The organism is Agrobacterium sp. 22-214-1, assembly GCF_053522465.1.
Map to the genome: position 1 here is coordinate 28,814 of NZ_JBNWCK010000005.1, position 20,580 is coordinate 49,393.

Sequence of the window (20,580 nt, forward strand, 5' to 3'; positions counted from 1 at the left end):
GACGGCCAGGCATTTTTACCGCAAATGCGCGAGAGCCAGCCGCTTCACCGCGTCGATATAGATTTGTCTGGCTTCCGGCGTTGAGAGATTGTGATCGGCATCGGGAATAATGGTCAGCGACACGTTCTTATAGGCGGCCAGTCCTTTGCCATTGGCGTCGAAGTAATATTGGAAATGTTCCAGACCATCGTCGTTGTCGCTGTAGAGCAGATGAACGGCGGTATCATTCGCCTTCAATTTGTCGAACGCACCATAGACGGCACGCCCTTCCTCGCTGCCCCTGCGGAACAGCCTCGCCGTTTTTGTCGAAAGCCTCTTGATCGTCGCCTTGACGATGTTCAGCCCCGCACTTGCCACATCGACATCGCCGCTGATGAGACGCTTGAATGTCGCGCCCTGTCGAAAGCGCTGGCTGTATTCCCCGAAGGAACGCGGGCGTTTATGCAGGGCCTCATCCACCGAGCGGCCTTTGCGCCAATGGAAGACGACCGGATTGACCGCGACCACGGCGTCGATCCGCTCATCGGCGATTGCACCGTTGAAGGCGAGATAAGCGCCGCTGCACCGGCCCGCCGCAATGAAAGGTCCCTTGCCGCGCTTGCCGAGAAAATCGAGTGCGGCAGCCACGTCGTCATTCTGCGCGGCATCGTAAAGAACCTGCTCGGGCACGTTTTTGACCGGAGGGCTGTCGGCAATATTGGCCGCATCGAAGCGAAGCGATGCTCCCCCCTCGCGCGCCAATGTACGGGCCATCTGCACGGAAAGCCTGCCCCAGCCCGCATGCCGGTCATAGGCGGCGCCGAGCAGAAGAACCGAAGAAATCACCTCCCGGTCGTCAGGCCCGCAAAAAATACCGAAAAGCCGTCCGCCTTCTCCAAATTGTACCGGCTGCTCGAGAAAACCGCGCCCACGCTGCGGGGCATTGACTATGAAATCCTCCTGGGGGATCGCCGGACTCTCGGCATGGGTCTGGGAGAGAACCCAATCAACCAGCCGGTTGACTACATCGTCGGATATTTTCGAAAGCGTAGGGCTGGAGACGAGATCGTCGTAACCTGAAAACTCCGCCTCCTCCACCGCACCGCCAATCGCAACGAGATGCCTGGCGAAATCGGCATCGGTTACGCGGCCCGGCCGGGAAAGCGCCAGAATGGTGCGCGCCGGAGCAGCGGTCAGATTTGAAAGATTGGCCTTCCTGATCGCATCCGCAACACCGGCAGGCATGGCCATGCCGGCAATCGATCCCGCCTCCGTCATCCGTTGCGCGGGCCGGAGACCGAGGCCATCGTCGATCATGGAGGACCACATCGCCAGCTCACGCAGATAGGCGCGGCCGGAAACGACAGGCGCCAGAAGCGCCATGGAACCCAGTTCAGCCACATCGGCAAACGCCTGTGCAGCAATCAGGCAGCCGAGGCCCTGAGCGACAACGACCACTTCGGCGCAGCCGGAAAGACGCTTCAGACGGTTGAGCGCAGCGCGCGCGTCGGAAATCCAGTCCGCTGCACGGCCAGCATCATCAGGGTCGAAGGCGTCACCCGCGCCCAGATAATCGAATCGCAGGCTGGCGACACCGCAAGCGGCCAGCCGCTCGGCCAGTACCCGTTGAAACTTGCGGCTGCACAGCTCCTCCATACCCCATGGGCTGACGAAAAGAACGGCATGGCGCTGTCTGACGTCCTTGCGCGCCGGATGGAAAATCCCGGTGAGCCCATCAAAAGAGACCGGATGCGCAACCGCCCCATTCGAGGCAATGCCGGAAAGCGACAATGCATCAAGAGACGGATCGCCGCCTGTACGCTCTGAAATATCTATCGCCATCGGCCTTGCCATCATTGCGCCAGTGTCTGGCTCAACCATTACGGGATCATTGTATCGAAACGTCTTACCGCCTGATCTACAATAAAAACAACAACATTAGAGAAGTCTAAAAATATAGTCGCATTTATATCCATTACCGGCCGCACGTTGCAAAAATGAATGACGGGATGACGGGCAAGTCCAGGCTGGGCCGCTATTTTACTCGAAACCGCTTGAATATACTGATAAATAGCGAGTCCCATACCTATTTGCAGGAGGAGGTTGCGCCACCCGGCCACCGGATCGTCTAGACACCGCGCAAACCAACACGCCGGGCCACGCCCGACAGGTCATAGAAGTTTTATATGGAACAAAGCCTTACGCGTTATATCTGGTCGCACACGAGGCGGCAGCAGCTTTTCATTCTGCTGATCGTGGCCCTGTCGATGATCCCCTATTTCCTCGCCTTCGATCTGCCCAAGCAGATCGTCAACGGCCCAATTCAGGGGGATGGTTTCGAAGGGGCGAATGCGACGCAGCTTTTCATGCATCTCACGGTCGATATTCCCTACTGGGGCACCGTGACATTATTCCCCGGGCTCGAGCTCAACCGCATGTCGATGCTGATGGCGCTCAGCCTGACGTTCCTTGCGCTTGTCATCATCAACGGGCTCTTCAAATATTACATCAATACCTATAAGGGCCGCCTTGGCGAGCGGCTTCTGCGGCGCATCCGCTTCGAGCTCATCGACAAGATCCTGCGGTTCCCACCGTCCCATTTCAAGCGGGTCAAAGGCGCGGAAATCTCCAGCATGGTGAAGGACGAGGTGGAGCCGCTCGGCGGATTTACCGGCGACGCCTTCGTGCAGCCGGCCCTTCTCGGCGGTCAGGCGCTCTCCGCGCTCTTCTTCATTCTCGTTCAGAATTTCTGGCTGGGCCTGATCGCGGCTTTCATGGCTGCCATTCAGGTGGGCATCATTCCCAAAATGCGCCGCCGCCTCATCGAGCTTGGCCGCCAGCGGCAACTCAGCGCCCGCCAGCTTGCCGGACGCATCGGCGAAATGGTTGACGGTATCGGCACCATCCATGCCTATGACACGTCCAATTACGAGCGTGCGGATGCCTCACACCGTCTCGGCGACATCTTCAAGATCCGCTACGATCTCTACCAGTGGAAGTTTCTGGTCAAGTTCATCAATAACTTCCTCGCACAGCTCACTCCCTTCTTCTTTTATGCGCTCGGCGGTTATCTCACACTGAAAGGCAGCCTCGATGTCGGGCAGCTGGTCGCCGTCATCAATGCCTATAAGGAACTGCCCGGACCGCTGAAGGAACTGATCGACTGGGATCAGGCGCGTCAGGACGTGCAGGTGAAATACGAGCAGGTCTTCGAGCAGTTCGATGCTCCCAACATGATCGACGAGAAGGTGCAGAAACTGTCTCCCGGCGCCGTCGCGGCGATCAGCGCCCCGATCGTCGTCGCCAATCTGACGCTGGAGGACGATAGCGGCAGCCGGCTTCTGGAGCAGGCATCGCTGAAGGTCGAGCCGGGCGAGGTGATCGCCATCGTCGGCGGCTCGGGCGCCGAGGCGCTGGCGGATGCGATCGGCCGCACGCTCTGGCCAACCTCGGGCAAGATCAGCATCAACGACGTCGACATATTGGAACTGCCGGAATCGCTGACCGGGCGGCGCATTTCCTATGTATCCTCGGACAGCTATTTCTTCCACGCCAGCCTGAAGGACAATCTGCTTTACGGCCTCAAACACGCCCCGCTTGCGGACAGGGACTATGAGGGGGCGGCGCTGGAACATCGCAAGTGGGAAATCCGCGAAGCCAAGATGGCGGGCAATCCGCTGATCGATATCAACAGCGAATGGATCGATTACGCTTCAAGCCCGGCCGGCGACGGCAGGCCGGAAAATCTCATCCAGGCCATTCTGGCCGTCCTCGACAGCGTGGAGCTGTCGCAGGATATTCTGGAGTTTGCGCTGCGTTCCTCGATCGACCCTTTGACCGACCTGCATCTTGCCGCGCGCATCGTTGAACTGCGGCATGTGCTGCGTGCGGAGCTCGAAAAGGAAAATCTGAGCGGCCTCATCGCACCTTTTGAACTGGAGAGCTATAACAGCGAGGCGACGGTCGGCGAAAACCTGCTGTTCGGCACCATGCGGGATTCTTCCCAGACGATCCGAACCGTCATCGAAAGCGACTATTTCCGCTCCCTGATGCGCGAAACCGGCCTCGTAAAAACCCTGTTCGAGATGGGTTACACGATTGCCGAAAACATCGTGGAAATCTTCGCCGACCTGCCGGGAGACCACCCCTTCTTCCAGCAGCTCACCTTCATGACGCCCGACGACATTCCGGTGTATCAGCAGATGCTGCAACGTCTTCAGAGCCGGAGTTTCGACGAGGCCAATGAAAGCGAAAAGCGCGCAATGCTGCGGCTCAGCTTCTTCTACATCGAGCCTCGCCAGCGTTTCGGCCTGCTGTCGCCGGAGATCATGAACCGGATCGTCGAAGTCCGGCACATGTTCCATGAGAACCTGCCCGACGGCCTGAAAAACGTGATCGAAATCTACGATCCGACCAAATATATGAGCGCCACCAGCCTGCTGGACAACATCCTGTTCGGCAAGGTCAGCCATCGCTACACCGACGCCTCGCGGCGCATAACCCGCATCGTCGCCGATGTCATGCGCAAGCAGGGTGTCTATGAACGCGTGCTGGCGGTGGGCCTGGACTTCAACCTCGGCGCCGGCGGCAAGCGGCTTGGCCCGCTCCAGCGCCAGAAGCTCAATCTCGCGCGGGCGCTGATCCGCAAATCCGATTATTACGTCTTCAACCGCCCTCTTCCCGGCCTCGATCCCCGACAGCAGGAGGAAATTGTCGAGCGGGTCATCACACTCCTGAAACAGAACAACAATAACCCGTCGATCATATGGGTCCTGTCGAATGCGACGCTCTCCCGCATGTTCGAGCGGGTGATCGTTGTTCATCAGGGCCTGATCACCGCCGACGGAAGTTACGAGACTCTCGCCGAGGAAAACGGTACATTCAAGGACATGGTCGCAACATAAATCCAAGAAGGTGACCGAGGTGGAACAAGAACAGGGTAAGTCAATGCTGTTTAAAGACGAAATTCAGATGCTGAAAAGGGTGCCGTTTTTTTCGGAAATGGAACCGTCAAAGCTCAAACTACTGGCATTCGCATCCGACCGGGTGTCCTATCATGCTGGCGACGTGCTGTTTCATCAGGGAGATGTCGGCGATGCGGCCTATGTCGTCTTGACCGGAAAAGTCGATGTTCTGGTCGATTCCCCTTCAGGCACGCTGAAAGTGGCCGAAATGACCGGCAATGCCATTGTCGGCGAAATCGCAATCCTTTGCGATAGCGTCAGAACCGCGACCGTTCGCGCCTCCACCAATGTGGAAGCCCTGCGCATCGGCAAGGAACAGTTCTTCAAGCTCATGTCCGATTTCCCCGACATCACCATCAAGGTCATGCGCGTTCTGGCCGAACGCCTTACCCAGACGACGGCGGAACTGAGCAAAGCGCGGGCGGGTGCCCGGACATAAACGACAATTCCTTGCTACCGTGAATGGCGATATTGGAAAAATAAATGTCGTACTATTGCAATATAAATGAAATGCTGACTGAATAAGGGGTAAAGGCGTCCGCCAGAAACGAGCGGATATAAGAATCTATAGAGACAACGGGCTTCATGGGAGGAAAGCGTGCAAGATTCCGTTGTTATTGGGGTGTGTCATGGCGTTCGATTCCGACACAGCAAGTCGGGAAAGTAATAGAAATTTTCGGGTAAAGATCTGGGGTGCGCGGGGAACGCTTCCTGTTTCAGGTGAAAACTTCCGAAAATACGGCGGAAATACCATCTGCATCGAGGTAAGATGCGGCGATCACGTTCTTTTGTTCGATGCGGGTTCGGGCTTGCATCCCGCTGGCCTTGCTCTGCGGGCGGAAGGCATTACCGACGTCAATCTGTTCTTCTCGCATTGTCATTACGACCACATTGTCGGCTTCCCCTATTTCAAGCCCTTTTATAATAGCTCCAACGATGTCGCCATCTGGTCGGGGCACCTCGCAGGCACCATGACCACCCGGGAAATGCTCAAGGACTTCATGAGCCCGCCGTGGTTCCCCGTGCCGCTGGAAATCTGCTGCGCAAAAATCGACACGCGGGACTTCATGCCGGGCGATGCGCTCGATGTACATCCCGGACTTTCGATCAGAACCGGAATGCTCAACCATCCCGGCAACGCCATCGGATATCGGCTGGACTGGGAAGGAAAGTCCCTCGCCATCATCACCGACACCGAACATGAGCCGGGCGATATGGACGAAACCGTGCTCGACCTGATCAGGGATGTCGACCTTTTCCTCTATGACGCTATGTTCACCGATGAGGAAATGAGCCTTTACCGCGGCTATGGCCATTCATCCTGGCAACAGGCGATCCGCCTCGCCAAACGCGCCGGCGCAAAAAATGTCGGCTTCATCCACCACGCCCCAAGCCGCAGCGACGAAGAACTGGACAATATCGAAAAACAGGCGAAAGCCCAGTTCAGTGGGGCCTTCGCGGCCATGGACGGCCAGATCATCGAACTCTGACGCAGTCTGGCTCCGGCGAAGTCGAGCTGTCCGACCGCGTTTTCGAAACCCTGATTTCGACATCCCTTGCCATGCGGGCGTTCGAACACGCACAATTGACCGTTTCCGATGGATTGCTCCACGATATTGCCATGAGACGGCCTGCAATAAGGGTGCCACCACATACTACATGATGATTCTGCGCTGGATGACCACATGATGGGATTTGCATGATCCGTTTCTTTTCGGAAACCAATTTGAGACGCGCCCGGATTTTATCCGGCCTCATCATATTTGCTTTCGTATTTTCCCATCTTTTCAATCACTCCCTCGCACTCATCTCCATCGATACCGCCGAACGGGCGCGAAAATGGTTCAGCCTGATCTGGCTCAACCCCGTCAGCAGCCTGCTTTTTTATGGTTCGGTTCTAGTGCATGTCTGTCTTGTTCTGCGCTCGCTTTATCTGCGCAGAACGCTGCGCATGCCGCTCCGCGAAGCGCTTCAGGTCATATTCGGCCTGTCGATCCCGTTCCTGATCATCGGCCACGCCGTCAATATCCGCGTGTCGCATATGCTTTATGGCATCGATGTCGGCTATTATTCCGTCATCCGCAGGCTGTGGATCAACAACCCGATACAGGGCGCCTGGCAAAGCCTCGCCTTGATCGTGATCTGGGTCCACGGATGCATTGGCCTCTATTTCTGGCTGCGTTACCGGGACTGGTATCCGCGGATAGCCGGGCTGTTCATGACGGTGGCCGTGATGCTGCCGCTCCTGGCGCTGCTGGGCTTCAGCGATGCCGGCCGCTGGCTGGCGGAAATCGATGAAAAATATGCGCTTCCACCCGGACTTGCCGACAATACGATTCAAAAGGACGAGCTGCCACTGCAGCGGGAAATGGAAACACAGATCCGTTTCATCACCGGCACGGCGGAGACGTTGTTCGTCGGCGCGGTAATGCTGGTTTTCGCCATGCGTGGCGTACGCAGCTTTCGGCAACGATTGACGGCGATCGAAATCCGCTATGAACATGGCGCGCAGGCACATGTACCTGCCGGGCTCAGCATTCTGGAAGCCAGCCGCCTTGCGGGAATTCCGCATTACTCCGTCTGCGGCGGCAAAGGGCGCTGCTCAACCTGTCGCGTCAAGGTTCTGAACAGCAAAGGCCCGCTACCGCCACCGGGAGACATCGAGCAAACCACATTGCGGCGCATCCATGCCGATTCGGATGTCCGGCTCGGCTGTCAGCTACGCCCCACCAGCGATATTGATATCGCCCTTCTCGTTTCGCCGCCCCAGCAAAGCGACCTGCCGGCCGATGCACAACCGGCCCGCCCCGGCCGGGAAGAAGAAATCGCCATCCTCTTTTGCGATCTGCGCAACTTCACCACGCTTTCCGAAGCGAAGCTGCCCTATGATGTCGTCTTCCTTCTGAACCGCTATTTCACCATCGTCGGCCAGGCCGTAGAGCAGGCGGGAGGCCATCTCGACAAATTCATCGGCGATGGCGCCATGGCGCTTTTCGGACTTGGCGAGGACGCGGAGCATGCCTGCCGCAACGCCATGAAGGCGGCCGCGACCATATTGCGGGATATAGCAATTCTGAACGAGGGGCTGGAGAAACAATTCGCCGTCCGCCTGGAAGTCGTCGTCGGCATACATTCCGGTCCGAGCATCGTCGGCGTCATGGGATATGGCGCGGCCAAAACCCTGACGGCCATCGGCGATACCGTCAACGTGGCAAGCAGGCTCGAATCCAAGGCCAAAGAATTCGGCGCAGCCATCGTTGTTTCCGAACCGGCCATCATTCAGGCGGGACAGGAGATTGCCGATCTCAGAAGCGAAGAAATCGCCATTCGCGGCCGCAACTCGCAAATGAAGGTCTTCCTGCTCTCGAAAGAAGAGAGCGAACGCTATTTATGAGATAGCCCCGTCACACCTGTCGGGGCGTCCGATCTCAAATCTTGCGATAGAGAAAATAACGGTCCGTCGGCACGCTTGCCGGCACCGGCAGCGGCTTCAACATGGGATGATCCAGAGGCAGGCCGCTGACCGCAAGACCGCCTTTCGCCAGCATGCCCGCCGCAAGATCGGGCAACCATGTGAGGGTGACCGCATCCTTTTCCGGATAGCCCGTGCCGATATCGGCATGCACGAATGCTGCTTCCGAGCCGATGAAAGTCGGAGCGGTTTGCGATATTTCACCGATCACCAGATCCTCCTGCGCCGGAACGGAGGAGGCGTGCGCACCCATGGCCCTGTCGAAAGCGATGATGCGGCGGTTGGGGAACAGTTCCCGCAGGTGATTGAAGGTGCGCCCGTTGCCAAGGCCGATTTCCATAAGCGCGCCTTCACCCGGCATATCGAGATCGGCCGCGACATGGTTGAGGATATCGCGCTGCGCGGTCAGCCGGCGAATGAAACTATCGAGTCTGCTCATGTTATCAGGCCTTGATGATGTGTTTTGCGGCTATATCCCGACGCGCGAAAACATTGCGCGTGTCGATGATAAGCGGCGCCCATTCGCTTAGAGCGGCATAATCCACATTGTCATGATCGGTCGCAACGAGAACGGCGTCGAAAGCGCCGATCGCCTGCCTGTCCCACGGCACGGATTTCATGCCCATCAGGTGGCTATATTCCCGGGTTTTCGGGATTTCGGCCACGTGGGGATCGAAATAGGCCGCTTCGCCGCCACGCTCCTGAATAAGCTCGATGAGCTTCAGCGAGGGGCTTTCGCGAATATCCGGCACATTCTTTTTATAGGCGAGGCCGACGACCAGCACCTTCGAGCGGCTGAGCGCCTTGCCGGAATGAATATCGAGCGCCTCCGCGACCCGCCCGATGACGTGACGCGGCATGCCGGTATTGATCTCGCCGGCCAGTTCGATGAACCGCGTCGGCAATTCATATTCCCGCGACTTCCAGGTGAGGTAAAAAGGATCGATCGGTATGCAATGGCCGCCAAGGCCCGGACCGGGATAAAACGGCATGAAACCGAACGGCTTGGTCTTCGCCGCGTCGATCACTTCCCAGATGTCGATCCCCATCGCCTCGTAGACGACCTTGAGTTCGTTGACGAGCGCGATATTGACGGCGCGGAAGACGTTTTCGGTGATTTTGACCGCCTCGGCCGTGGCATTTGTCGAGACGGGGACGATCTTTTTGACCACCGAACCGTAAAATGCCGCCATCAGCTTTCCGGCCGCCTCGCCATCGCCAGCGACAACCTTCGGAATGGTCGAGGTCTCGAAATCGCGATTGCCGGGATCTTCCCGTTCGGGTGAAAAGCCGATGAAGAAATCGACGCCGGAGACGAGCCCCGTGCTTTCCAGAATGGTCTTCACCACCCCGTCAGTCGTGCCGGGATAGGTGGTCGATTCCAGAACCACGAGCTGGCCCTTGCGCAGATGGGCGGCAATATCGCGACAGGTCTTTTCGACATAAGAAAGGTCCGGCTCGCGATATTTCGTAAGCGGCGTGGGCACGCAGATGGCAACGACATCGCATTCGGCCAGCCTGGAGAAATCCGAGGTGGCGACAAAGCCGTCATCCTGTCGCGTACTCGCCAGCACCTCGTCGGAAACGGCCTCGATATAGCTGCGCCCGGTCTCGATCGCGGTAATTTTACCGGGATCGATATCGAAACCGACAACCTTGAAACCGCCCCTCGCGATCGTCATGGCAAGCGGCAGACCGACATAGCCGAGGCCGATCACCCCCGCTTTGGCGCTTCTGTTTTCAATGCTGGAAAGCAGGTTCCGGGAAATGTCTGGGGAAGTCAAAGCGTGTCACGCTCCGCGCATGTGCAAAAGATGCCTTTCAGTTGGGCAAGAATGACTGACCTGTCAAGGCTCGGGCCTTTCAAATTCCGGTTGACGCCCAAGCCACCGGCAACGCACAACCATCGCCATGAAGATCGCCTTTTATGCGCCGCTCAAATCACCCAACCATCCCGTTCCCTCCGGCGACCGGCTGATGGCCCGTTTGCTAATGACGGCGATCACGATGGGCGGTCACGATGTTTCCGTCGCTTCGGAACTGCGCAGCTTCCTGAAACAGCCGGATGACCCGGCAAGGGCCTTGCTCGCCGAGGAGGCCGAGCGCGAAATCGAGATCGTCACACGGCGCTGGCGACGGGATGGCGTGCCGGATCTCTGGTTTTGTTACCACCCCTATTACAAGGCTCCGGACTTGCTTGGACCGGAACTGAGCAAACGTTTCGACATCCCCTATGCCAGCGCCGAAGCGTCCTATTCGCCGAAACGGAATGGGATGGGATGGCAGGCGGTTCAGGATGGGTTGCTGGCCGCGTTGAACGCCGCCGCCATCAATATCTGCTTCACCGCACGGGATCGTGAAGGGCTTGTGCGGGCCTCGCCCGCCCTTCGCTGGGCCATGCTGCCGCCTTTCATCGATGCCGAGGCCTTTCTCAAGAACACGCCCCAGCCGACACCCGCAAGGCTCATCACCGTCGCCATGATGCGGGCGGGTGACAAGCTCGACAGCTATCGCGCCCTTTCCGAAGCGCTCGCCCTGTTGCCGCATGATCTCGACTGGACGCTGGATATCGTCGGCGACGGACCGGAACGCACGGCCGTACAGGCCATGTTCAGCGCGTTTCCCAACCACCGTCTCGTCTGGCACGGGGAAAAAACCGCGACCGAGATCGCAATGCTCCTTTCAAAAGCCTCTCTCTATGTCTGGCCGGGCCATGGCGAGGCTTATGGTCTCGCCTATCTCGAGGCGCAGGCTGCCGGCCTGCCCGTTGTGGCCGAAGAAGTGGCTGGCGTTCCCGAGGTGGTAAAATCCGGCGCCACAGGATTACTGACACCAGAAAATGATAGAGCCGCCTATGCCGACGCGATTAAAACCCTGCTCGGCGATGGCAGACAGCGCGAAGAACTGGCACGGGCGGCCCGGCAATTCGTGAGGAACGAACGGTCTCTGGAAAATGCCGCAAAAGAACTGAACCATATCCTGCTGCAAGCAAAGGCGCGAAAATCATGAGTCTGGAAAAACTCGTTGCGGCACTGGACGAATGCGGGCGGCGCGGCATATCCGCCGATCTCTGGCTCCGGGACGACGATGCGGTGGAGCCGACGCCCGCGCTCGACACGTTGCTCGATCTTTGCGGCGGCTTTTCCGCTCCGGTCACGCTCGCGGTCATCCCCGAGATGACGACCGATAAGCTCGCACGGCATCTGGATGCGTCGGACATTGCCCAGGTCGCCGTGCATGGCTGGTCCCATACGAATTATGCCGGCGAGAAGGAAAAGAAACAGGAACTCGGATCGCATCGCGATCCCGCTGTCGTTCTCGATGAATTGCAATCCGGACTGGATAAACTGCACGATCTGCATGGCGGGCGTTTGGTGCCGATGCTCGTGCCGCCGTGGAACCGCATAGATGCCGGTATCGTGAAGGCACTGGCGGGCCTCGGATATCGCGCCCTATCCGTTTTCGGCCCGGAGAAAAGCACCCCGCCGCCCTGCCTGAACACCCATGTCGATGTGATCGACTGGCACGGCAGCCGCGGTGGCCGCGACGACGACGTGCTCTTCGCGGAGACCGCCACCCGCATCTTGAGTGCCGCCGAAAACGGCGGCACGACCGGCATCCTCACCCACCATCTCGTCCATGACGACAATGTCTGGCGCTTTCTGAGACGGCTTTTCGAGGTGACCGCCGACCATCCCGCTGCCCGCTGGCGTTCTTCGAAAGACCTCGTCGACGACATCTCACCATGATTTCCAGGCGATCAGCAACCCGCTCGCTTCAGTGGAAAGTTTCCGCCTGACCGCTTCCACCGTTTCAAAGGGCGCGCGGTCGGGAAGGGACGCGGCAACGAACCCCGCCGGCGCGAGGCTGATACTTCCCGCCCGGGCGATGATGGTGAAGATCAAGGGGCCGGTCGACCACCAGGCAGGTGCGCGAGGCATGTCTTCGATAATCCCGGGAAAGGCATTCAGCATCCTGCTGAAAACCGGATGTCCGGCAGGCGCGGCGATGAAGGAATTGGCAAGCAGCATGCTGCCCTGCCCCGTGTCCCGCGGCGTTTTTTCGTCAAACACCGTCAGCCCCGCCAGAGGCAGGAATGTATCGAAACTCACATCGTCCCGCGCCGGATACCAGTCGCAATCGAGATAGATGCCGCCGAACCGCTCCAGCAGGATATAGCGGGCCACATCCACCGCGCCCGGATAATCGCCCTTGTCCAGCATTGTTTTGAAGACGCCGTTCGAAAACACGCCTTCCCGCTCAAGATCGGCCTCCCGCCAGAGCCGATAGTCGTAACCATGGTTGGAAGCGTGGGCGGCCCATGCCTCAACCGATACCGGCGGGGCTTTTTCCCCGATCCATATCTGGTGGATGAGCCTCGGCACATCTTCACGGCTTTTGACGCTGATCGTGCGACGTTCTTCCGTGGAAAACCGCGCATATTTCTCCAGCACCTGCGGGGGCGGAACAAGCGTATATTGATAACCGATCTTGGCGACCATATCGCCCTCGGCCTTGGCGAGGCGCAGCCGTGCCGCGTGCAGCCGGCGCGGCAGGCCGAGCACCGTTTGCTCACCCATCAGGTGGCCGTCCTTTGCTGCAACCAGCGATAAGAGAAGCGCGTTGGCTTCCGCATACTGGCCGCCATTTTGCAACTGCCGGGCCTTATCCAGCTGGGCATCGTAATATTTCTTGTCGGACATGGATCCTCATCCAGAAACGCTCGTTAACATATCGCCAAACAAAAGGCGTCAGGCAAGCCGTCGTGTTTCGGAAGCCGGCTTTGAATTCGCTAAACAATTCGATGTTTCAGAGGCATAGACAGACAACAAACCCTGCGATAACGTGGATTTAAGCCCTCCTGAGCAAATTGTCACAAGGCAACGATAAAGAGACGGCAAGGAACCCTTTGGCATGAGCGCAGGCGCAGATTTGCTCCGTATTGAAAATCTGCGGGTCTCGTTTTCTCTCATGGGCGGCACCATCGATGCCGTCAGGGGCGCGAGCCTTCGCATTCTTCCGGGAAAAGTCACTGCTCTCGTCGGCGAGTCCGGCTCCGGAAAATCCGTCATCGGCCAGACCATCATGGGCATCCATCCCAAGACGGCTCGCGTGAATGGCCGCGTGCTGTTCACCGATCCGGAAAATGCCGCGGCCGGCCCTGTCGATCTGCTACAACTGCCGAAGGACGGCCGGGAAATCCGTTCGATACGCGGAAATCGCATCGGCCTGATCTTTCAGGAGCCGATGACGTCTTTCTCGCCGCTGCACACCATCGGCAACCAGATCGACGAGGCGCTCAGGATTCACAGCATCCTGTCACCGGCCGAACGTGCGGAAAAAATGCATGAAACGCTCGACCTCGTGGGGTTTTCCAAACCCAAGAAGGTCGTGAACATGTATCCCTTCGAGCTGTCGGGCGGCATGCGCCAGCGCGCCATGATCGCCATGGCACTGATCTGTCGCCCGGCGCTGCTGATCGCCGACGAGCCGACGACGGCGCTCGACGTGACCATACAGGCGCAGATCCTCAAGCTGCTGCGTGATCTGCAGAGCCGTCTGAACATGAGCATGCTGCTCATCACCCACGATCTCGGCGTGGTGGCAAACATCGCCGATGAAGTTGCCGTGATCTATCAGGGCGAGATCATGGAGGCCGGTACGGTCGACGAGATTTTCAAGTCGCCGAGCCATCCCTATCTCAAGGGTCTGATGGCCGCCGTGCCGCATTTCGACATGAAGCCCGGCGAAAGGCTGAAGGCGCTTCGCGAAATCAACATTGACCACGAAAGCCTCGTGGGCAAAAAAAACGCCGCGGTGAACAAGACCCCCGGCCCGCTTCTGACCGTGGACAATATCAGCAAGACGTTCACGACCCGGAAGTCCAGCTGGTTCCGCAAAGGCGACTCCAATGCCACCAAAGCGGTCAACAGCGTCAGTTTTGAAATTCGCCGCGGAGAATGCCTCGGGCTGGTGGGTGAAAGCGGCAGCGGCAAAACCACCGTCAGCAAAATCCTCATGCGCGCCGTTCGCCCGGATGAAGGCTCGGTGACCTTTCACCGGCCTGAGGGCGACATCGACGTCCTCAATGCCAGGGACGGAGACCTGAAAGAGCTGCGGTCGAAGATACAGATGGTCTTCCAGGACCCGATATCGTCGCTGTCTCCACGCATGACCGTGGGCAACATCCTGAGCGAGCCGCTGGAAATCCACGGACGGGGCGATGCGAAATACCGCGCGGAGAAAGTGCGCAATCTCGTCAGGGCCATTGGGCTCGGAGAAAGCGCGCTCAACCGTTACCCGCACAGTTTCTCGGGCGGCCAAAGACAACGTATCGGCATCGCCAGGGCATTGGCGCTCGGTCCCGAACTTCTCATCTGCGACGAACCCGTTTCCGCCCTCGATGTCTCCGTGCAGGCGCAAATCCTCAATCTGCTGAAGGATTTGCAGCAGGATCTCGGGCTGACCTATCTCTTCATTTCGCATAATCTGGCGGTGGTGGACTATATGGCCGACCGCGTGGCGGTGATGTGCGAGGGCCGCATCGTGGAGCTGGCGCCGCGCGAAATCCTGATGCGCTCTCCGGTTCATCCCTATACGAAATCCCTGCTGGCGGCCGTGCCTTTCCCCGATCTCGACCGCCCGCTCGATTTCCGCACCATCGGCAAGATCAGCGCGACGGGCAAATTCGACTGGGGCAAACAGTTCCGCGACGAGGGTGATGGCGACATGATTTCCGCCGATCTCGGCGAAGGCCATTTCGTGCTCGCAAACGGCAATGCCGATATCCGGGAGCTTCGCCCTTGATCACGCGTCGCACCACCCTTGCCCTCTTGGCTTCCGTCTTCCTGCCGGCCTATGCGCGGGCCGCCTATACCGACCCCGCCTATTTCAAGGAAAAACGGGAAAAGGGTGAATTGCCCGACGTGGCCGAACGCCTGCCGAAAAACCCGCGCGTCATCGACATGAAAGCGCTTGGCCGCGAGCCGGGAAAACATGGCGGCTCGGTGCGTATGCTCATTGGCGGCCAGCGCGACATTCGCCTGATGCCGATCAGCAGCTATGCCCGCCTTGTCGGCTATGACGAGAAATTCGAGCTTCATCCGGATATTCTCGAAAGCTACGACGTTCAGGAAGAACGCATCTTCACCTTCAAGCTGCGCGAAGGCCACAAATGGTCCGACGGCAGCGACTTCACCTCCGAGGATTTCCGCTATTTCTGGGAGGACGTCGCCCTCAACAGGGAAATCCACAAGGGCGGCCCGCCGATCGAACTTCTGGTCAACAGCAAGCCGCCGCTTATCGAAGTCATCGACCGGCTGACCGTGCGCTACACCTGGAACGGTCCGAACCCGGATTTTCTGGCGAAGCTCGCAGCGGCCTCACCGGCCCGGCTGTTCCTGCCCGCCGCCTATATGAAACAGTTCCACGTCAAATATCAGACGGCGGAAAAGCTCGCCAAGCTGATCAAGAAAAACAAGACGGATGACTGGAGCGGGCTGCATATCAAGATGTCGCGGCAGGTGCGGCCCGAAAATCCCGATCTGCCGACGCTGGATGCCTGGCGCAACACCACCGCGCCGCCGGCCGAACAATTCGTCTTCGAGCGTAACCCCTATTATCACCGGGTCGACGAAAACGGCCTGCAACTGCCCTATCTTGATCGTTTCCTGCTCAACGTCACTTCGTCCGACATCATCTCGGCCAAGACGGCGTCGGGCGATAGCGATCTGCAATATTTCGGCCTCGATTTCGCCGATTACACCTTTCTGAAGGATGCCGAAAAGCGTTTTCCCCTGAAGGTGAACCTCTACAAGCGCTCTCAGGGTTCGCGCATCGCGCTGCTGCCCAATCTGAATTGTGCCGACCCGGTCTGGCGCAGCGCTTTTCAGGATGTGCGCGTGCGCCGGGCGCTATCGCTCGCGATAAACCGGCACGAAATCAACATGGTCTGCTTTTACGGGCTGGCCAAGGAAAGCGCCGATACCGTTCTGCCGGAAAGCCCGCTTTACCGGCAGGAATTTGCGGACGCCTGGAGCGCTTTCGACCGGGCGACGGCCAACAGGCTGCTCGATGAAGCCGGTCTCGACAAGCGCGACAATGCCGGCCTTCGGCTCCTGCCGGATGGCCGCCCGGCCTATATCATCGTCGAAACGACAGGCGAAAGCACGCTTGAAACCGACGTGATGGAACTGGTGACGGATCACTGGCGGCATATCGGCATTGCCGTTTCCGTCCGCCCCACCCAGCGCGATGTCTTCCGCAAGCGCGCCATGGGCGGCGAGGTGTTGATGTCGGTATGGATGGGCATGGATAACGGTGTACCGACGCCGGACATGCTGCCTTCCGGCCTCGCGCCCACCGGCGACGACCAGCTGCAATGGCCGGTCTGGGGCGTCCACTATCTTTCCGGCGGCCGCGAGGGCAAGGAGCCCGATCTGCCGGAGGCGGCGCATCTGCTCGATCTCCTGAAAAAATGGCGCAGAAGCGTCACCGAACAGGAGCGCGAAGCCATCTGGCTGGAAATGCTGGGGATCTATACGCAGCAGGTGTTTTCCATCGGCATCGTCAACGGCGCGCTGCAACCCGTCGTTCATGTCAAACGCATGCGAAATGTGCCGGACAAGGCGCTTTTCGGTTACGAGCCCACATCCTATCTCGGCGTCTATATGCCGGATAGCTTCTGGTATGACGGAGACGCCTGATATGCTGCGGTATATTTTAAAGCGCATCCTCGTCATGATCCCGACACTGATCCTGATCTCGATGCTGGTCTTCACCATCATCGAATTGCCGCCGGGCGATTATTTCGAAAGCTATGTCGCCGAGCTGCGCGCCATGGGCGAGACGGCGAACCTTGCCGAAATCGAGGAGCTGCGTGTCCGCTACGGTTTCGACCAGCCAGCCCCGATCCGCTATTTCCGCTGGGCGACCGGCATGCTGGTCGGCGATTTCGGTTATTCCTTCGAATATCAGCTGCCGGTCAGCGATGTGGTGGGAGACCGCCTGTGGCTGACGGTTCTGGTCTCCTTCGTCACCATCATCGTCACCTGGCTTATCGCCTTCCCGATCGGCATCTACTCCGCCACGCATAAATACAGCTGGGGCGATTACGGGCTCACCTTTCTCGGCCTGCTCGGCATCGCCATTCCCAACTTCATGCTGGCGCTGATCCTGATGTATTTCGCCAATATCTGGTTCGGCATCTCCATCGGCCATCTGATGGATCGGGAATATCTGAACCAGGCGATGAGCTGGGCGAAGTTCAAGTCGATCCTCGAACACATCTGGATCCCCGTCCTCATCATCGGAACGGCGGGCACCGCCGGCATGATCCGCCGTCTGCGCGCCAACCTGCTCGATGAATTGCAGAAACAATATGTGGTCACCGCCCGCGCCAAGGGGCTGCACCCCTTCAAGGTGCTCACCAAATATCCGCTGCGCATGGCGCTGAATTTCTTCATCTCGGACATCGGCTCGATCCTGCCCGCCATCATCTCCGGCGCGGAAATCACCGCCGTCGTGCTGTCGCTCGAAACCACCGGTCCCATGCTCATCAGGGCGTTGCAGAGCCAGGATATGTATCTGGCCGGTTCGTTCCTGATGTTCCTCGCATTCCTGACGGTGATCGGCGTTCTGGTGTCGGATATCGCCCTTGCCATACTCGACCCGCGAATCCGCTTCGGAGGTGGTAACGTCAAATGACTTCATCCATTCCGAAACCCGGCGAAGCGCTGCCCCATTATGTCTCGACCGCGCCCTTCGACCCGTCGCTGATCGAACCCAACACATCCGGAATGGCGGCCTTCAGCAAGGCCTCACAGCTGCGCCTCATGTGGTGGCAGTTCCGTCAGCACAAGATCGCGGTGTGGTCCGGCGCCTTTCTGGTGGTGCTGTATCTTTCGATCCTGATCAGCGAATTCCTCGCACCCTATAATCTCCACACCCGCAATATCGAGCATATCTACGCGCCGCCGCAGGCCATCCACCTGTTCAATGACGGAAAATTTGTCGGCCCCTTCGTTTATGGCCGGGAAATGACGCTCGACATGGACAATCTGAGACGGGTCTACCGAGATGTGCCGACGGATATCCAGCCACTGCGTTTCTTCTGCAAGGGCGATACCTATCGCTTCTGGGGCATGTTCGAGGGCAGAACCCATCTCGTCTGCCCGGCGGAGGGTGGTGAATTGTTCCTGCTCGGCACGGATCGTCTCGGCCGTGACGTGCTGTCCCGCATCATCTATGGCGCGCGCATTTCGCTGACCATCGGCCTTCTCGGCGTCGCCATGAGCTTCGTTCTCGGCATTGTGATCGGCGGTCTGGCGGGTTATCGCGGCGGCACATTCGATCTGATTGTCCAGCGTATCATCGAGGTCCTGCAATCCATCCCGAGCATTCCGCTCTGGCTGGCGCTTGCGGCGATCATGCCGGTGACCTGGAGCCCCATCCTCGTCTATCTCGGCATCACCATCATTCTCGGCATGCTGGACTGGACGGGCCTTGCACGCGCCGTGCGCTCGAAACTTCTGGCGCTTCGCGAAGAAGACTATGTTTTGTCTGCACAATTAATGGGTGCCAGCACGCCGCGCATCATCGGCAGGCACCTTATTCCCGGCTTCATGTCGCACTTGATCGCATCGGCCACCCTGACGATCCCCGGCATGATTCTCGGCGAAACCGCGCTGAGCTTCCTCGGCCTCGGTCTCAGGCCGCCGATCACAAGTTGGGGAATTCTGCTCACGGAAGCGCGCAGCGTCAGCGTCATTGCGCTATATCCATGGCTTCTCATCCCGACGATCCCGGTCGTTCTCGTCATTCTGGCCTTTAATTTCTTCGGTGACGGACTACGTGATGCTGCGGATCCCTTCAGATAAAATGGAACACCCTTTGATAAACTGCCCTTCCACCATCGCCTTTTTTGTGAAAGGCAAAAAGAGGTGTGGCCCATGACCTCCCGTTTGAACGACGCGCGTATCCTCATGTACAGCCACGATTCCTTCGGCCTCGGGCATCTGCGGCGTTGTCGCACCATCGCGCATGCTCTGGTGGAGGATTATCGCGGCCTCAACGTCCTCATCATTTCAGGCGCGACGATTGCCGGCGCTTTCGATTACCGCGCCCGCGTCGATTTCGTGAAAATCCCGAGCGTTATCAAGCTGCGCAACGGCGAATATACGTCCATGGACAGGCATATCGATCTTCAGGAAACGCTGAAGATGCGCCGCTCCATCATCTACCACACCGCCGAAAGCTTCCAGCCGGATATCTTCATCGTCGACAAGGAACCCATGGGCCTGCGCGGCGAGGTGGAGGAAACGCTCGCCTATCTCAAGGGACACGGCACCAAGCTCGTCATCGGCCTGCGCGACGTCATGGATGCGCCGCAGCTGCTCGAAGCGGAGTGGAAGCGCAACAATGTCATGACCAAGATCGGCCAGTTCTATGACCACGTCTGGATTTATGGCCCACCCGATTTCCACGATCCGCTGACGGGGCTCGACGTTCCGCACACCGTGCGCGACAAGATGGATTTCGTCGGTTTCCTGCAAAGATCCAAGACGCAGGCCGAGACCGTATCGCATCGGCCGGAAGGCGATTACCTTCTCGTCACCACCGGCGGTGGCGGCGATGGCAGCGAATTGATCGACGACGTCATCAACGCCTATCGCCATGACAGCGAACTGACGCACAAGGCGCTGGTGGTGCTCGGCCCCTATATGCCGGCGGATCAACGCCAGCGCTTCATGAGCAGCGTTGCCGATATTCCGCATATCGAAATCATCGAATTCGACAACCGCATGGAAGATCTCGTTGCCGGCGCGCAGGCCGTCGTCTCCATGGGCGGATACAACACCGTCTGCGAGATATTGTCCTTCGACAAACCCGCCCTCGTCGTGCCGCGCACGGTGCCGCGCGAAGAGCAGCTTATCCGCGCCAGCCGCGCCTCGGAGCTTGGCCTTTTCGACATGCTTCTGCCGGAAGATGCCGAAAACCCGGCAAAAATGGCGGCTGCTCTGAAAGCGCTGCCGAACCGCGCACGGCCTTCCGTCAATGCGCGCGGGTTGAAGCTGGACGGTCTGGAAAACATATCGCGCCGGATAGCCGAATGGCTGCCGCCCGAGGGCGACAAGGCGCCGATCACGCTGACTGCGTGACCGGTTC

At 58.8% G+C, this 20,580-nt stretch carries 15 protein-coding genes; 11 read left to right on the plus strand and 4 right to left on the minus strand.

From position 1 onward, the window contains the following. Positions 1–15 precede the first annotated feature (15 nt). Positions 16–1,821: a serine aminopeptidase domain-containing protein gene (locus tag ACQZ5G_RS17960; protein WP_448738074.1), complete on the minus strand. Its 1,806-nt coding sequence runs from the start codon at positions 1,819–1,821 to the stop codon at positions 16–18. A gap of 344 nt (positions 1,822–2,165) precedes the next feature. Here ACQZ5G_RS17960 and ACQZ5G_RS17965 point away from each other — a divergent pair, with 344 nt between their 5' ends. From ACQZ5G_RS17965 to ACQZ5G_RS17980, 4 genes are all read left to right on the plus strand, one after another. Further along, the gene (locus ACQZ5G_RS17965) at positions 2,166–4,883 is read left to right on the plus strand and encodes an ABC transporter transmembrane domain-containing protein (RefSeq protein WP_448737917.1); all 2,718 of its coding nucleotides are present in this window, start codon (positions 2,166–2,168) and stop codon (positions 4,881–4,883) included. 43 nt (positions 4,884–4,926) lie between these two features. Further along, positions 4,927–5,382, plus strand: coding sequence for a cyclic nucleotide-binding domain-containing protein (locus ACQZ5G_RS17970; protein WP_003521299.1), 456 nt, complete (start codon positions 4,927–4,929; stop codon positions 5,380–5,382). A gap of 190 nt (positions 5,383–5,572) precedes the next feature. After that, positions 5,573–6,433: an MBL fold metallo-hydrolase gene (locus ACQZ5G_RS17975; protein WP_051671927.1), complete on the plus strand. Its 861-nt coding sequence runs from the start codon at positions 5,573–5,575 to the stop codon at positions 6,431–6,433. Between the two features lie 209 nt (positions 6,434–6,642). Then, positions 6,643–8,337 carry an adenylate/guanylate cyclase domain-containing protein gene (locus ACQZ5G_RS17980; protein ID WP_080815745.1) on the plus strand — a complete coding sequence of 565 codons (1,695 nt, stop codon included), beginning with the start codon at positions 6,643–6,645 and terminating at the stop codon, positions 8,335–8,337. A gap of 34 nt (positions 8,338–8,371) precedes the next feature. On the opposite strand, the gene ACQZ5G_RS17985 is transcribed toward ACQZ5G_RS17980, so the two are convergent. Both ACQZ5G_RS17985 and ACQZ5G_RS17990 read right to left on the minus strand, forming a co-directional pair. Further along, positions 8,372–8,854: a class I SAM-dependent methyltransferase gene (locus ACQZ5G_RS17985; protein WP_448737918.1), complete on the minus strand. Its 483-nt coding sequence runs from the start codon at positions 8,852–8,854 to the stop codon at positions 8,372–8,374. A 4-nt stretch (positions 8,855–8,858) separates the two neighbouring features. Continuing rightward, complete coding sequence (locus ACQZ5G_RS17990; protein ID WP_448737919.1) at positions 8,859–10,199, minus strand: nucleotide sugar dehydrogenase; 1,341 nt, start codon at positions 10,197–10,199, stop codon at positions 8,859–8,861. Between the two features lie 127 nt (positions 10,200–10,326). Between ACQZ5G_RS17990 and ACQZ5G_RS17995 the strand changes: the two genes are divergently transcribed. Then, positions 10,327–11,424 carry a glycosyltransferase family 4 protein gene (locus tag ACQZ5G_RS17995; protein WP_448737920.1) on the plus strand — a complete coding sequence of 366 codons (1,098 nt, stop codon included), beginning with the start codon at positions 10,327–10,329 and terminating at the stop codon, positions 11,422–11,424. Then, complete coding sequence (locus tag ACQZ5G_RS18000; RefSeq protein ID WP_448737921.1) at positions 11,421–12,164, plus strand: polysaccharide deacetylase family protein; 744 nt, start codon at positions 11,421–11,423, stop codon at positions 12,162–12,164. Before ACQZ5G_RS17995 ends, ACQZ5G_RS18000 begins: the two co-directional genes overlap by 4 nt. Here the strand turns inward: ACQZ5G_RS18000 and ACQZ5G_RS18005 are convergent. Continuing rightward, entirely contained in the window at positions 12,156–13,118 is a 963-nt protein-coding gene (locus tag ACQZ5G_RS18005; protein WP_448737922.1) for a glycosyltransferase family 32 protein, read from the minus strand. The two genes, ACQZ5G_RS18000 and ACQZ5G_RS18005, sit on opposite strands and share 9 nt — an antisense overlap. A 211-nt stretch (positions 13,119–13,329) precedes the next feature. Here ACQZ5G_RS18005 and ACQZ5G_RS18010 point away from each other — a divergent pair, with 211 nt between their 5' ends. The 5 genes from ACQZ5G_RS18010 (at position 13,330) to ACQZ5G_RS18030 (ending at position 20,573) form a co-directional block, all read left to right on the plus strand. Further along, entirely contained in the window at positions 13,330–15,222 is a 1,893-nt protein-coding gene (locus ACQZ5G_RS18010; RefSeq protein ID WP_174057428.1) for an ABC transporter ATP-binding protein, read from the plus strand. After that, the gene (locus ACQZ5G_RS18015) at positions 15,219–17,120 is read left to right on the plus strand and encodes an ABC transporter substrate-binding protein (RefSeq protein ID WP_448737923.1); all 1,902 of its coding nucleotides are present in this window, start codon (positions 15,219–15,221) and stop codon (positions 17,118–17,120) included. The genes ACQZ5G_RS18010 and ACQZ5G_RS18015 overlap by 4 nt, the downstream gene beginning before the upstream one ends. Position 17,121: 1 nt before the next feature. Next, positions 17,122–18,120, plus strand: coding sequence for an ABC transporter permease (locus ACQZ5G_RS18020; RefSeq protein ID WP_003521288.1), 999 nt, complete (start codon positions 17,122–17,124; stop codon positions 18,118–18,120). Next, on the plus strand, positions 18,117–19,292 hold the full coding sequence (locus ACQZ5G_RS18025) for an ABC transporter permease (protein ID WP_003521287.1): 1,176 nt from the start codon (positions 18,117–18,119) through the stop codon (positions 19,290–19,292). Before ACQZ5G_RS18020 ends, ACQZ5G_RS18025 begins: the two co-directional genes overlap by 4 nt. Before the next feature lie 72 nt (positions 19,293–19,364). Beyond that, positions 19,365–20,573 (plus strand): glycosyltransferase family protein, encoded by a 1,209-nt coding sequence (locus tag ACQZ5G_RS18030; protein ID WP_448737924.1) that lies wholly within the window; start codon positions 19,365–19,367, stop codon positions 20,571–20,573. Positions 20,574–20,580 lie beyond the last annotated feature (7 nt).

What these genes read in the sequence shown, in the direction of transcription:
- ACQZ5G_RS17970 (WP_003521299.1), top strand. Translation starts at nt 4,927, where the DNA reads ATGCTGTTTAAAGACGAAATTCAGATGCTGAAAAGGGTGCCGTTTTTT.
- ACQZ5G_RS18000 (WP_448737921.1), top strand. Translation starts at nt 11,421, where the DNA reads ATGAGTCTGGAAAAACTCGTTGCGGCACTGGACGAATGCGGGCGGCGC.
- ACQZ5G_RS18010 (WP_174057428.1), top strand. Translation starts at nt 13,330, where the DNA reads ATGAGCGCAGGCGCAGATTTGCTCCGTATTGAAAATCTGCGGGTCTCG.
- ACQZ5G_RS18025 (WP_003521287.1), top strand. Translation starts at nt 18,117, where the DNA reads ATGACTTCATCCATTCCGAAACCCGGCGAAGCGCTGCCCCATTATGTC.
- ACQZ5G_RS17985 (WP_448737918.1), bottom strand. Translation starts at nt 8,854, where the DNA reads ATGAGCAGACTCGATAGTTTCATTCGCCGGCTGACCGCGCAGCGCGAT.
- ACQZ5G_RS18005 (WP_448737922.1), bottom strand. Translation starts at nt 13,118, where the DNA reads ATGTCCGACAAGAAATATTACGATGCCCAGCTGGATAAGGCCCGGCAG.
- ACQZ5G_RS17975 (WP_051671927.1), top strand. Translation starts at nt 5,573, where the DNA reads ATGGCGTTCGATTCCGACACAGCAAGTCGGGAAAGTAATAGAAATTTT.
- ACQZ5G_RS17980 (WP_080815745.1), top strand. Translation starts at nt 6,643, where the DNA reads ATGATCCGTTTCTTTTCGGAAACCAATTTGAGACGCGCCCGGATTTTA.
- ACQZ5G_RS18020 (WP_003521288.1), top strand. Translation starts at nt 17,122, where the DNA reads ATGCTGCGGTATATTTTAAAGCGCATCCTCGTCATGATCCCGACACTG.
- ACQZ5G_RS17995 (WP_448737920.1), top strand. Translation starts at nt 10,327, where the DNA reads ATGAAGATCGCCTTTTATGCGCCGCTCAAATCACCCAACCATCCCGTT.
- ACQZ5G_RS17960 (WP_448738074.1), bottom strand. Translation starts at nt 1,821, where the DNA reads ATGGCGATAGATATTTCAGAGCGTACAGGCGGCGATCCGTCTCTTGAT.
- ACQZ5G_RS18030 (WP_448737924.1), top strand. Translation starts at nt 19,365, where the DNA reads ATGACCTCCCGTTTGAACGACGCGCGTATCCTCATGTACAGCCACGAT.
- ACQZ5G_RS17965 (WP_448737917.1), top strand. Translation starts at nt 2,166, where the DNA reads ATGGAACAAAGCCTTACGCGTTATATCTGGTCGCACACGAGGCGGCAG.